General features: G+C 70.6%; 11 protein-coding genes. 9 read left to right on the forward strand and 2 right to left on the reverse strand.

What is annotated here, in order from left to right; all coding sequences use genetic code 11:
- Positions 1 to 108 precede the first annotated feature (108 nt).
- Positions 109 to 681, forward strand: a complete 573-nt coding sequence (locus tag WH07_RS10120; RefSeq protein ID WP_046498261.1) for a helix-turn-helix domain-containing protein — start codon at positions 109 to 111, stop codon at positions 679 to 681.
- Positions 682 to 756: 75 nt separating this feature from the next.
- Positions 757 to 1,311 (forward strand): YbaK/EbsC family protein, encoded by a 555-nt coding sequence (locus tag WH07_RS10125; protein WP_046498263.1) that lies wholly within the window; start codon positions 757 to 759, stop codon positions 1,309 to 1,311.
- Between the two features lie 29 nt (positions 1,312 to 1,340).
- Here WH07_RS10125 and WH07_RS10130 read toward each other — a convergent pair whose 3' ends face one another.
- Positions 1,341 to 1,748, reverse strand: coding sequence for a CoA-binding protein (locus WH07_RS10130; RefSeq protein ID WP_046498266.1), 408 nt, complete (start codon positions 1,746 to 1,748; stop codon positions 1,341 to 1,343).
- A gap of 139 nt (positions 1,749 to 1,887) precedes the next feature.
- Positions 1,888 to 2,646, reverse strand: coding sequence for a hypothetical protein (locus tag WH07_RS10135; protein WP_046498268.1), 759 nt, complete (start codon positions 2,644 to 2,646; stop codon positions 1,888 to 1,890).
- 247 nt (positions 2,647 to 2,893) lie between these two features.
- Here WH07_RS10135 and WH07_RS10140 point away from each other — a divergent pair, with 247 nt between their 5' ends.
- The 7 genes from WH07_RS10140 to WH07_RS10170 all read left to right on the forward strand — a co-directional run bounded on the left by WH07_RS10140 (position 2,894) and on the right by WH07_RS10170 (position 12,542).
- Complete coding sequence (locus WH07_RS10140; protein ID WP_046498306.1) at positions 2,894 to 4,168, forward strand: hypothetical protein; 1,275 nt, start codon at positions 2,894 to 2,896, stop codon at positions 4,166 to 4,168.
- Positions 4,165 to 5,820 (forward strand): substrate-binding and vWA domain-containing protein, encoded by a 1,656-nt coding sequence (locus WH07_RS10145; RefSeq protein WP_079023112.1) that lies wholly within the window; start codon positions 4,165 to 4,167, stop codon positions 5,818 to 5,820. The genes WH07_RS10140 and WH07_RS10145 overlap by 4 nt, the downstream gene beginning before the upstream one ends.
- A complete protein-coding gene (locus tag WH07_RS10150; protein ID WP_232788801.1) occupies positions 5,804 to 6,592 on the forward strand; it encodes a hypothetical protein in 789 nt (262 codons plus the stop codon). The genes WH07_RS10145 and WH07_RS10150 overlap by 17 nt, the downstream gene beginning before the upstream one ends.
- Positions 6,593 to 6,663: 71 nt before the next feature.
- Positions 6,664 to 7,680: a zinc-dependent alcohol dehydrogenase family protein gene (locus tag WH07_RS10155; protein WP_046498272.1), complete on the forward strand. Its 1,017-nt coding sequence runs from the start codon at positions 6,664 to 6,666 to the stop codon at positions 7,678 to 7,680.
- Between the two features lie 91 nt (positions 7,681 to 7,771).
- Positions 7,772 to 8,392, forward strand: coding sequence for a YigZ family protein (locus tag WH07_RS10160; protein ID WP_046498274.1), 621 nt, complete (start codon positions 7,772 to 7,774; stop codon positions 8,390 to 8,392).
- A complete protein-coding gene (locus tag WH07_RS10165; RefSeq protein ID WP_046498278.1) occupies positions 8,389 to 9,555 on the forward strand; it encodes an exonuclease SbcCD subunit D in 1,167 nt (388 codons plus the stop codon). Before WH07_RS10160 ends, WH07_RS10165 begins: the two co-directional genes overlap by 4 nt.
- Complete coding sequence (locus WH07_RS10170) at positions 9,552 to 12,542, forward strand: AAA family ATPase (RefSeq protein ID WP_046498281.1); 2,991 nt, start codon at positions 9,552 to 9,554, stop codon at positions 12,540 to 12,542. The genes WH07_RS10165 and WH07_RS10170 overlap by 4 nt, the downstream gene beginning before the upstream one ends.
- Positions 12,543 to 12,687: the final 145 nt, after the last annotated feature.

Genomic DNA, 12,687 nt, shown 5'->3' on the forward strand with positions numbered 1-12,687 from the left:
AGCCCGTGCGGCCATGACGGGCCCCGCAGTACAGTGCGATGAACGGCGGGGTGCACCACACCATAGTGCAACCCGCTGAATCATCTCATTGAATATATTGGACGGAATGTGTCTGACCTCGATCAGCTCACGCAGTCGCTGGCCCGCAATCTGAAACGCTGGCGAGGCGAACGGGGCTTCACCCTGGACGCCTTGGCCGCCCGCGCGGGGGTCAGCCGTGGGATGATCATCCAGATCGAGCAGGCGCGTACGAATCCGAGCGTCGGCACCACCGTCAAGCTCGCCGACGCGCTCGGCGTCTCCATCACGACCCTTCTCGACTACGAGCAGGGTCCCCAGGTCCGGATCGTGCCGGAGAGCCAGGCCGTACGGATGTGGTCCACCCCGGCGGGCAGCAGCACTACCCTGCTGGTGGGCACAGAGGCCCGGGGGCCGCTGGAGATGTGGTCCTGGGTGCTGATGCCGGGGGACGCCAGCTCGTCCGACCCGCATCCGCCGGGCACGACCGAACTGCTGCATGTCACCGCAGGCGAGCTGACCCTGGTCGTGGACGGCGAGCCGCACACCGTGCCCACGGGCGCCGCGGCGGCCTTCGAGGCGAGCGTGCCCCACACCTACCGCAACGACGCCACGACGACCTGCGAACTGGTGATGACCGTCTCGATCCCGCCCGTACGCTGACCCGGCGCTTCGCCGGGTCAGGGGACCGTGGCACATCCGGTCGGCCGCCCCGGAACGGCTGTTAGCGTGAGAGGCATGCGCGCTCCTCTCGGACATTTCGACAACGCCGTGGCCGCCCCCGACTGCCTCGACCTGCTGACCCCGCCCGTCGCCGAAGCCGTACGCGCATGGCGGGGCCATGTGCCCGCCGATCAGTTGATCTATGTGGACACCGACCCGGAGATCGCGGACACGGCGGTCTTCGCCGAGCACTACGGGTCCGAACTGCTCGGCCAGTCCGCCAACTGCGTGGTCGTGGCGGGCAGACGCGGCGCCGGGACCACCCTCGCGGCCTGTGTCGTCCTCTCCAGCACCCGGGTGGATGTCAATGGCACGGTCCGCCGCCAACTCGGCGCCCGGAAAGCCTCGTTCGCCCCGATGGACACCGCGGTCGGCGAGACGGGGATGGAGTACGGCGGCATCACCCCCATCGGCCTGCCCGCCGGCTGGCCGCTGCTGATCGACTCCGCGGTGGTCGACACCGACTGGATCCTGATCGGCAGCGGCCGTCGCCGAGGCAAACTCATCGTCCCGGGCAAGGCCCTGGCGGATATCGCCGGAGCCCTGGTCCTGGAAGGTCTCGGCATCTGAGGGAAGGTCCCGGCGTCCGAGGCGAGCGGTCAGGCGAGCTGCGGGATCTCTATCGCGGGGCAGCGGTCCATCACCATGTCGAGCCCGGCCGCGCGCGTACGCTCGTACGCCTGCTCGTCGATCACCCCGAGCTGGAACCAGACGGCCTTGGCGCCGATGGCCACGGCCTCGTCGGCGACCTTGCCGGCCAGATCGCTGTTGACGAAGACATCGACCACGTCGACATCGAACGGAATGGCGTCGAGCGAGGGATACCCCTGCTCGCCATGGACCGTCTCCGCCTTCGGATGGACGGGGACGACCCGCTTCCCGAACCGCTGGAGGACCTCGGCGACGCGGTACGCGGCACGCCCCTGGTTCGACGACAGGCCGACGACGGCCCAGGTGTCGCCGGACTGCGTGAGGATCCTGCGGATCGTCTCCTGATCGGCGTACATGCCGGCCTCCCATGGGTCCAAGGTCTCCTCGATCGCCCCTCTCGACCATCAACGACCGGCGGAACGCCACGATTCCCGGACCGGTTCCCGGGCCAGAATCGGGGCCGATTCCCTGGAAGGCGGTGGCCGGAAGGCGCCCTCACGGGGTGCGCGGCACGTCCCTGGCGTTCTCCCAGTGCCGGTCGAAGTACGCCTTGAAGTACGACGCGGCCTCGCTGTCCTCGATCCGCATCCCCTGCACCCGGTCACCGACCGTGAAGGCCAGGAACACCGCGGTCGTGTCCATGATCGCCATACTCATCAGATCGGCCTTGATCGGCCAGGTCACCTCCCGGACGCTGTACCGGTGCAGGTCACGGGTGTCGTTCCGATGGCGCGTGATCCAGTCCGCGTACCCCCTGGACGACCCCGAGCCCGAGCAGAACAGCCGCCTCACCGAGCCGCCGGCACGCGCCCAGTCGAGCACCACCCGGAAGTAGTCCGCGAAGGCGGCCGTGGACTCGCTGAAGGCGTCCGGGGTCTCGATCCGCATGTACCAGGTGTCCAGGTGGCGAGGGCCGCGGTGGACGAGATGGTCGGTGAGTGCCTGGTAGAAGGACGCGGCATCCGGATAGTGCTCTATACGGGAGGTGTTGACCCGGTCGAAGTCGCGCCGCAGCGACGCCACTTCGGCGCTCAGGCCGGCGAGTTCCCGGTGCGAGCGGGCCAGTGGGACGAGGGCGCGCAGAATCGCGTACACCGCGGTGAAGAGGAACGGCATCTGCCAGGCGGGGGAGAGTCCGAAGAGCGCGGCGGCCAGCGATCCGCAGACGGCGATGAGACACGCGACGGCGAGTCCCCGTTCGTCCCAGCGCTCGAAGAGGCTCCCCGGCTCCGGCGTCGTACGCGTACCGGCCATGCACACCTCACAGGATCCGTTGGATTCCAATGACGGGGCGTCATATTCTAGGCATTCCAGGCCTGTTGGGCGCAGGGTTTCACGGCGGCAGAACCGGCCGAGCGCATTCCGTCCGCGCGACCCGCCCGGGTGGCCGGAGGTGAGCTGTTCACTCTTGATTGGCCTTTGGTTCACCCCGCCCGCCGTGCGGGCGAGTAAAGCTGTTCATGACGTGGGACGAGGACAGCGGGGGAGGGTGTCCGTGACCATGGGGGGAAGACCGGCCGTCGAGGAGCCGTGGCTGGACATACGGCGGCCGTCGTCGCCCTGGTGGCGGCGGCGCGACTTCCTGGTCGTGTTCCTGCCCCTGCTGGCCGCAGTGCTGACCGGGGCGACTCTGCTGGGCGTCCAGGGGAAGATCCTGCTGCCCTTCGAGCGGATCGTCACGCTGGAGGGCAAGATGGCCTCCAAACGCGACTACTTCGAGGACCCCGAGGTCCAGCGGCTGCTGCTGAAACACCGTATCCGTGTGCACATCAGCAGCTCGGGCTCGCGCGAGGTGGCCGTCCAGGACATCTCCAAGTACGACTTCGTGTTCCCCTCCGGGCAGCCCGCCGGGGATCTGATCACCACCCAGCGCGCGGACACGAAGGTGTACCGGCCGTTCGTCAGCCCCATCGTCCTCCCCACGTACCGTGCGTACGCCGAGACGCTCGAGGACGCCGGGATCGCCACCCCGCAACGCCGCATCGGGCCGGGGCTGCCGCTCTACTACGTCCTGGACATGGAGAAGTTCCTGACGGCCATCGAACGCCGGCAGCGCTGGAACGAGCTCGGCATCCGCGACCACGGGACCAGCAACGGGAACCGGATCCTCGTCCAGAGTTCCGACGTCTGCGACTCCAACTCGGCGGGAACCTATCTGGGACTGGTCGCCTTCACCTGGCACGGCAAGGAAGACGAGGTGCCCGACACCGACCAGCAGGCGGACGCGCGGGCGCGGGCCATCAAGCCCCTGCTGGAGCAGGGCATGGCGGGCTCCGACGTGTTCCGTACGTACATCTCGCCCGAGGGCACGGGGATCGCGCCCGTGGTGGTGGCGTACGAGCACCAGTACCTCACCTATCAGGCGCAGTACCGGGCCAAGTGGGGGAAGCTGGACACCGACCGGGTGCTGCTCTATCCGTCGAAGCAGTTCGTGACCCAGCCCCAGCTCATCGCGCTCAACGAGGAGGGCGACCGGCTCGGCGAGCTGGTCACCCGTGATCCGGAGCTGCGGCAGCGGGCGATGGAGCTGGGCTTCCGGATACTCGACCCGGCCGGGGAGGTCGCGAGCGACCAGCTCAGCACGTTCCTGGAGGAGCGGCACATCCCGGTCCCCTCGATGGAGGGCGACAACACCCGCTCGTCGATGCCCAGACTCCGGTACCTGGAACGCATGATCTCGATCGTGGGGGGCTGCCCGGCCGTCGACATCCCGGACGTGCAGCCGCTTCCGGCGAAGCCGCCGAGTGCCGCTGCCGCACCCGGAGTTCCCGAATGAGCTGGAGTTCCCGAGTCCGTACGGTCCGTCGCTCCCGGACACCCCGGCGCCCGGCGAAGGGCACCCGGCGTCCGACGAAGACCCTGGTCGCTCTCTGCCTCGCCTGGCTGCTCCTCGGCACAGCCGTCACCGCCTGCTCGACGGGCGGCCCCGAGCCGGTGACACTGCGCGTACTCGCCAGCTCCGAACTGGCCGACATGGCGCCGCTCCTCGACGACCTGCGCGAGGAGACCGGCATCAAGCTGGAGATGGAGTACCGGGGCACCGTCGACGCCGGCGACGCGCTGGCCTCCGGCTCGTACCGGCACGATCTCGCCTGGCTCTCCTCCGACCGCTCCTTCCAGCTCAAGCGGAAAGCGGCCGGGGACCACGGCGAACCGCCCCTCGCCACCAGCATCATGCGCTCGCCCGTCGTCATCGGCCTGAAGCCCGCCACCGCCGAGCGGCTGCGCCGTACCACGCCCGACGGCCAGATCTCCTGGGCCGATGTCGCCGACGCCGCCGCCGACGGCAGCCTGCGGTTCGGCATGGCCGATCCGCGCCACGCCAACAGCGGACTCGCCGCCCTCGTCGGTGTGGCGACCGCCGCCGCGGACACCGGCGGCGTACTGCGCCCGCAGGACGTGTCCTGCGACCGGCTGCGTGGTTTCTTCGCCGGACACCGGCTCGCCGAGGACACCTCCGCCGGGCTCGTCGACGGATTCGTCAAGGACCGGAACAACCTGGAAGCGCTGATCACGTACGAGTCCGAGCTGCTCGCCCTCAACGCCTCGGGAAAGCTCCGCGAGCCGCTGGAGATCGTCTATCCCAAGGACGGCATGGTGCTGTCCGACTATCCACTGTTGCTGCTCGACCCGGCCCGGCGCGCCGCCTACGACACGCTGGTGGAGTGGCTGAAGAGCGGACCGGTCCAGAAGAAGATCATGGACCGTACGCTGCGCCGGCCCATCGATCCCGCCGTCCCCCGGCTGCCGCGTCTGAGCCGGCCCATCGGTAACGCGCTGTACTTCCCGGACGACCAGAAGGTCGTCGACCGGCTCCTCGCCGACTACGGCGACCCCCGGCGCGACAGAAGCGCCCGGGTGATCTTCCTGCTCGACTTCTCCGGGTCGATGAGGGGCGAGCGCATCGCGCGGCTGCGCGCCGTCTTCGACGGACTGAGCGGCGCCGACGACTCGCGCTCCGGAAAGTTCGTCAGGTTCTACCGGGGCGAGTCGCTGACCGTCATGAGATTCGGCGGGCGTGTGCTCGACGAGCGGAGCGTGACCTACGAGAGCCCGCGCGACCTGGACAGGCTGCGCGGCTTCGTCGCCTCCGACGGCTTCGGTACGAGCACCGCCATCTGGTCCGCGCTGGACCACGCGTACGACACGGCCGCCTTCGAGGTGCGCGAGCGGCCCGGCCGGGCCGTGTCCATCGTGATGATGACGGACGGCGAGAACAACGCCGGGATCGACCTCGACACCTTCGTCCGCCGCTACCGGGCACGGCCGCCCGAGGCCCGGGCCGTACGCACGTACACCGTCCGCTACGGCGAGGCCGACACGGGCGAACTGGACCGAGCGGCACGGACGACCGGCGGACGCATGGCCGACGCCACCGTCCAGTCGCTCCTGAGCGCTTTCAAGGAGATACGTGGGTGTCATCAGTGAGGCGTGGTGGGGCGTTTGGTGGCCCTGGATGCTCGTATGGCTGCTCACCGCGGTCTGCCTCGTAGCGCTCCTGGTCCTGACCGTCCTCCGGCTCGTCCGGTTCGTGCGAGGGCGGCGGCCCCACAGCCGGCCGGCCACCTTCAGCATCTGCTTCTACCTCCATGGCACGACCGTCATGGACCACTACCAGATGCGCGGTTACGCGGCGGCCCTCCGCCGGGAGGTGGAGCAGCGGACCAGCGACAGTACGGAGGGGAACGTCCGTGCCTCGGTCCTCGGGGCGACCCTGGGCGGCGGCCGGCGCGACACCATGGAGGTCGTCAGCAAGTACCTCCAAGTGGCCGAGCCGATATCGGTGATCGGCGTCATCATGGACGTCCTTGAGAAGGAGGACGTCATCGTCCATGTCGATCTCGTCAGCGGGACGGTCCGGCACAACAGGGCGCTGGCCGGCGGTTCCGGACCGGGGACCGGGGCCGGGACGGGGGCTTCGCCGCGGACCGTACGACTGCGGGACATCGAGGACTTCGTCCTGATCAGGGGCCGGTTCAGAAAGATCAGCGAGTCGTCGGAGACGACGGTCTTCGAGGCGCCCTACGGAGACCCCGACCTGCCCGGCGAAGGGCCGCGTGTCCGGGTCACCTGCGCGACGGAAGGTCTGCGCACCAAGGCCGCACAGGGCACGTTCCTGGCGCGCTGCCTGGGCAAGGTCCAGGACTGGAACGCCCGGGACGCGGTGCTCGAAGTGCAGGCCATGGCGATCTTCCGCTGACCTGCCGGCCCGGCCCCGCGGGCCCGTCCGCCGTAGACTGGAGATCTCCTGCGATCGAAGGAGATGGAAGCATGAAAGCTGTCCGATTCGATCAGTACGGTGAGCCCGCGAAGGTCGTCACGGTGGACGGTGTGCCTCTCCCGGAACCGGGGGAGGGAGAAGCCAGGGTGCGCATTACCGCGACCCCGGTCAATCCGTCCGATCTGCTCTATGTGCGGGGATATTACGGCGGTCTCGAAGCGCATTTCCCGGCGCCGATCGGATTCGAAGGCGTGGGTACGGTGGATGCCCTCGGGCCGGGTGTGAAAGGCGTTTCCGTCGGCCGGCGTGTGTCATTCCTCAACAGCAAGGGCGGCAACTGGGCGGAATACGCGGTGGTACCGGCCCACGATCTCGTTCCGGTGCCGGACGACATTCCCGATGAGCAGGCGGCCTCCTTTCTCGTCAACCCGGCCTCGGCCATCTGCATGGTCCGCCGGGTCCTGGCCGTCCCCCGGGGCGAATGGCTGCTCCAGTCGGCGGCCGGCTCCGAAATCGGACGCATGATCATCCGTCTGGCCAAGCACGACGGGATCCGGACGCTCAATGTCGTACGCCGCCGCGAACCGGTCGCCGAACTCAAACGCCTCGGCGCCGACGCCGTCATTGTCTCCACCGACGGTCCGATCGACGAACAGGTCCGCGGCATCGTGGGCCCGGAAGGCGTCAAATACGCCATCGACCCGGTGGTCGGAGAAACCGGTACCCAGATGTTCAAAGCCCTTCACGAAGAGGGCCGAATGCTGGTCTACGGCTCCCTCACCGGAGAACCGATGCGTATCGGCGATGACCCGCGCTACATTCTCGCGGGCCGCCGGAGTCTCGAAGTCTTCTGGCTGGTCTACTGGCTCGCCACACTGGACGACACAGCACGCCGGCAGCTCGTCGATGACATTGTGGCGCTCATGCGCGAGGGAATCGTGGAAACCTCTCCGGGCTCCGCGTTCTCCCTGGACGAAGTCGCCGAAGCGGTGGCGGAGGCGGAATCGACAGGCAGAAAGGGAAAGGTACTCCTGGTTCCCGGAAAGCAGGTTCCCGGAAACCGATGACATACGTGGAACACGGCCGCTGATGCCCGTGGCGGCATGGTCGCGCCAGCCCCGGACGAGCCCGGCCGGGGTTGGCGCATAGGGTGGGGGGATGCAGGAGCGGTACCGGGTTGTGGCACGGGCGGGCGGGCATGAGGTCGAGATCAATCGGTCGCGGTTTCTCTGCGCGCTGGCGCCCGTCGCGAGCGAGCAGGAGGCACAGGACTTTGTCGCCCGCGTCCGCAAGGAGCATCCGACGGCCACTCACAACTGCTACGCGTATGTGATCGGCGCCGACGCCTCCGTGCAGAAGGCGAGCGACGACGGAGAGCCCGGCGGTACCGCCGGAGTGCCGATGCTCCAGATGCTGATGCGGCGCGAGGTGCGTTACACGGCCGCGGTCGTCACCCGGTACTACGGCGGGGTCAAGCTCGGCGCGGGCGGGCTCATCAGGGCGTACGGCGGAGTGGTCGGCGAAACCCTGGACCTCGTGGGGACATTGACCAGGCAGCGCTTCCGGCTGGCCACCGTCACCGTCGACCACCAGCGCGCGGGCCGGCTGGAGAACGATCTGCGCGCCACCGGGCGTACCGTGCGCGAGGTGCGGTACGGAGAAGCCGTCACCATCGAGGTCGGCCTGCCGGACGCGGACCTGCCGGCTTTCCGCGCCTGGCTCGCCGACACCACGGCCGGCACGGCCGTACTGGAACTGGGCGGCGAGGCCTTCATTTGAGGATTCTGCACACCTCCGACTGGCACCTCGGACGGTCGTTCCACCGCGTCGGACTGCTCGACGCCCAGGCCGTCTTCCTCGACCACCTCGTGGCGACCGTCCGCGACCGCGAGATCGACGCCGTCCTGGTCGCGGGCGACATCTACGACCGGGCCGTACCGCCCCTCGCCGCCGTCGAACTCTTCGACCGCGCGCTGCACCGCCTCGCCGACGCCGGCGTACCGACCGTCATGATCTCCGGCAATCACGACTCCGCCCGCAGACTCGGCGTGGGCGCCGGGCTGATCGAGCGCGCCGGCATCCATCTGCGTACCGACCCGGCCGGCTGCGCCACACCGGTGCTGCTCTCCGACCCCCATGGCGAAGTGGCCCTCTACGGACTGCCGTACCTCGAACCGGCCCTGGTACGTGACGAGTTCGGTACGGAGAAGGCCGGCCACGAAGCGGTCCTCGGCGCCGCGATGCGGCGCGTACGGGCCGACCTCGCCGGACGCGCCCCCGGCACCCGCTCCGTCGTCCTCGCGCACGCCTTCGTCGTGGGCGGCGAACCCAGCGAGAGCGAACGCGACATCACCGTCGGCGGAGTCGCCGCCGTGCCCGCCGGGATCTTCGACGGCGTCGACTATGTCGCCCTCGGCCATCTCCACGGCTGCCAGACCCTCAACGAACGTGTGCGGTACGCGGGTTCGCCGCTCGCCTACTCCTTCTCGGAGACCACCCACCGCAAGACCATGTGGCTGGTGGAACTGGGACCGGCGGGCGAGATCGAGGCGGAGCGCGTCGACTGCCCGGTGCCCCGCGCCTTGGCCCGGATCCGTGGCCCCCTGGCCACCCTGCTCACCGATCCCGCGCTCGCCCGCCACGAGGACTCCTGGATCGAGGCGACCCTCACCGATCCGGTGCGCCCCGCCGAACCCATGGCCCGGCTCACCGAGCGCTTCCCGCACACCCTCAGCCTGGTCTTCGCCCCCGAGCGCGGGGACGACGACCCCCACGCCTCGTACGCCCAGCGCCTCGCGGGCCGTACCGACCAGCAGATCGCGGAGGACTTCGTGGCCCATGTACGGGGCGGACCGGGACCCGACGAGCCGGAACGCGCGGTGCTGCGCGAGGTGTTCGACGAGGTACGGGCCGACGCCGCCGTGCGCGAGGTGGGCCGGTGAGGCTGCACCGGCTGACGATCACCGCCTTCGGCCCCTTCGCCACCACCCAGACCGTCGACTTCGACGCGCTCTCCGCCGCCGGCCTGTTCCTGCTGCACGGCCCGACCGGTGCCGGGAAGACCTCCGTACTCGACGCGGTGTGCTACGCGCTGTACGGAACCGTCCCCGGCGCCCGCCAGAGCCCCGGGGCCCCGCTGCGCAGCCACCACGCGCCGAGCGGGACACCCACCGAGGTCGGACTCGAACTGACCGTGGGCGGACGGCGGTTGGAGATCACCCGGCGGCCCGCCCAGCAACGCCCCAAGAAACGTGCCAAGGGCTTCACCACGGAGAAGGCGCAGAGCTGGCTCCGCGAGTACGACACCGGGCGCGGCGCCTGGCAGGCGCTCAGCCGTTCGCACCAGGAGACGGGCGAGGAGATCGGCCGGCTGCTCGGCATGAGCCGGGACCAGTTCTGCCAGGTGGTGCTGCTGCCGCAGGGCGACTTCGCGCGCTTTCTGCGCGCCGACGCCGAGGCGCGCGGCAAGCTGCTCGGCACACTCTTCGACACCCGCCGGTTCGCGGCGGTCGAGGAACGGCTCGCCGAACTGCGCCGCGCCGCCGAACACCGGGTACGCGAGGGCGACGAGCGGCTGCTCGGCATCGCCCAGCGCATCTCCCAGGCGGCGGACGGCAGTTCGGCCGCACTGCCCGAGCGGCGGCCGGGCGACGCGGGACTCGCCGAGGCCGTACTGGAATGGGCGGCGCTCGCCCGTACGACCGCCCAGGAGCGGGTGGACATCGCCGAGTCCGCGCTCACGGCTGCCGAGAACCGGCGGTCCGCCGCCCGGCACGCACTCGACGAGACACGCGAACTTGCCCGGCTGCAACGGCGGTTCGCCGATGCCCGGCTCCGCGCCGAGGCACTTGAGGCGCGCCGCCCCGAACGCGACCGCGCCCAGGACTTCATAGAGCGCGCCCACAAGGCGGAACTGGTCGCCCCGGCGCTCGCCCTGCGCGACGAGGCCGAGCAGGCGCACCGGGCGGCCTCCGACGCGTACGACCGCGCGAACGCGCTCCTGCCCGCACGTCTCGCCGAGGCGGGCGCGGAGCAACTCGCCTCGCTCGAAAGGACCGTACGGCAGGAACTCGGCGCCCTTGACGCGGCCAGGCGCGCCGAACAGCGTGCCGCGGAGATCACCGGTGAGCGTGCCGCACTGGACCGGCAGGCGCGCGCCGACGAGGAGTTCCTCCAGGAGGCGGCCGGCTGGCTGGCGGGCTGGGAGTCCGAACGCGCGGCGCTCCGGGACCGTATCGAAGCCGCCCAGGAGGCGGCCACCCGTGCCGAACAACTCGCGGGACAGCTCGAACCCGCCAGGCTCCGGCTCGAAGCGGCACGGCGGCGCGACACACTGGAAGCGGCGGCCGACGAGGCCGAACAGCGGCTGCGCCGGGCCAGGGAGCACGCCAACACCGCCCATGAGACCTGGCTCGATCTGCGCGAGCGGAGGCTGCGGGGCATGGCGGCCGAACTGTCGGCCCGGCTCGTCGACGGCGAACCCTGCGCGGTCTGCGGCTCGGCCGTACATCCCGAGCCCGCCCGCGCCACCGAAGGACAGCCCGAACCAGCCGTGGAAGAAGCGGCGTTGACGGAGTATCAGCGCGCTTCACAGGCCCGCGACACGATCGAGCGCGAACAGGCCGCGCTCGCGGAGCGGCACACGGCGGCCCGCGAGTCGGCCGGCGGCGCGAGCGTCGACGAACTTCTCCTGTTCACCGGCAAGTTGGAACGTGAATTCGCCGAGGCGCACCGGCTCGCCGCCGGTACGCATGCCGCCCGCGAGGCCCTGGGCCGCGCCGAGCGCGAGCACGACGAGCGGCTCGCGGCGCAGCGGGAGGCCGAGCGCCGGGTCGCCGCCCGCACCTCGCGGCGCGAAGCCCTCGACCGTGAACTGACCGCGCTGCAAGCCGAATTGGACCGCGCCCGGGGTGACGCCGTCACCGTCGCCGACCGGGCGGCCCAGCTTGAGGACCGGGCCCGGTGGCTCGCCGGAGCCGCAGAGGCCGCCCGTGAGGCGGACACCACGGCGGTCCGGCTCAAGGAGGCCGACGGCCGGCTCGCCAACGCCGCCTTCCGGGCCGGTTTCGACACTCCGCAGGCCGCGGCGGCCGCCCTGCTCTCCGACCCCGACTGGCGCCGACTCCAGCATGTGCTCGACGAGTTCGGAGCCGAGGCCGCCGCGATCGACGCCGTGCTCGACGAACCCGGGATCCGGGGCGCCGCCGGTCGGCCTCCCGCCGGGACCGCCGCGGCCGAGGCCGCCCACGAGGCCGCCGAATGGGCGCTCCAGGACGCCTCGGCCGTCGCCGTCACCGCCCGGGACCGCCGCGCCGAACTCGGCAGGCTCTCCCGTCACGCGGAGGCGGAGGTCCGGGGACTCGGCCCGGTCCGAGAGGAGTACGACCGGGTGGCACGCCTCGCCGGACTCACCGCGGGCACCTCCGCCGACAACACCCGCAGGATGCGTCTGGAGTCGTACGTCCTGGCGGCCAGGCTGGAACAGGTCGCGGCCGCCGCCAGCGCCCGGCTCCAGCGCATGTCGTCCGGCCGCTACGCCCTCGTCCACTCCGACGCCAGAACGGGCGGGCAGCGCCGCTCCGGCCTGGGGCTCCAGGTCATCGACGCCTGGACGGGCAGCGCGCGCGACACCGCCACACTCTCCGGCGGCGAGACGTTCTTCGCGTCCCTCGCCCTCGCGCTCGGCCTCGCGGATGTGGTCACGGACGAGGCGGGCGGCGTACGGCTGGACACCCTCTTCATCGACGAAGGCTTCGGCAGCCTGGACGACCAGACGCTGGACGAGGTCCTCGACGTCTTGGACGGCCTGCGGGAACGGGACCGCAGCGTAGGGATCGTCAGCCATGTCGCCGACCTGCGCCGCCGTATCCCCGCCCAGTTGGAGATCGTCAAGGAGCGGCACGGGTCTGCGGTGCGCCATCGGGCGTAGGAGCGGGGGCGAACGCCGGTGGCATGCGTTCCGAGGTGGTCCCTGGGTGATCCCGGGGTGGTCTCGGCGCGGTCCCGGCGTGGTCCGTGGCGGGACAACGGCCGGGAAATCCATATGACATCCGCCGCCGCACCGGCCATCATGG

Origin of the sequence: Streptomyces odonnellii (genome assembly GCF_000981895.1) — a bacterium.
Classification (GTDB): domain Bacteria; phylum Actinomycetota; class Actinomycetes; order Streptomycetales; family Streptomycetaceae; genus Streptomyces; species Streptomyces odonnellii.

What these genes read in the sequence shown, in the direction of transcription:
- WH07_RS10155 (WP_046498272.1), top strand. Translation starts at nt 6,664, where the DNA reads ATGAAAGCTGTCCGATTCGATCAGTACGGTGAGCCCGCGAAGGTCGTC.
- WH07_RS10125 (WP_046498263.1), top strand. Translation starts at nt 757, where the DNA reads ATGCGCGCTCCTCTCGGACATTTCGACAACGCCGTGGCCGCCCCCGAC.
- WH07_RS10135 (WP_046498268.1), bottom strand. Translation starts at nt 2,646, where the DNA reads ATGGCCGGTACGCGTACGACGCCGGAGCCGGGGAGCCTCTTCGAGCGC.
- WH07_RS10160 (WP_046498274.1), top strand. Translation starts at nt 7,772, where the DNA reads ATGCAGGAGCGGTACCGGGTTGTGGCACGGGCGGGCGGGCATGAGGTC.
- WH07_RS10145 (WP_079023112.1), top strand. Translation starts at nt 4,165, where the DNA reads ATGAGCTGGAGTTCCCGAGTCCGTACGGTCCGTCGCTCCCGGACACCC.
- WH07_RS10140 (WP_046498306.1), top strand. Translation starts at nt 2,894, where the DNA reads ATGGGGGGAAGACCGGCCGTCGAGGAGCCGTGGCTGGACATACGGCGG.
- WH07_RS10130 (WP_046498266.1), bottom strand. Translation starts at nt 1,748, where the DNA reads ATGTACGCCGATCAGGAGACGATCCGCAGGATCCTCACGCAGTCCGGC.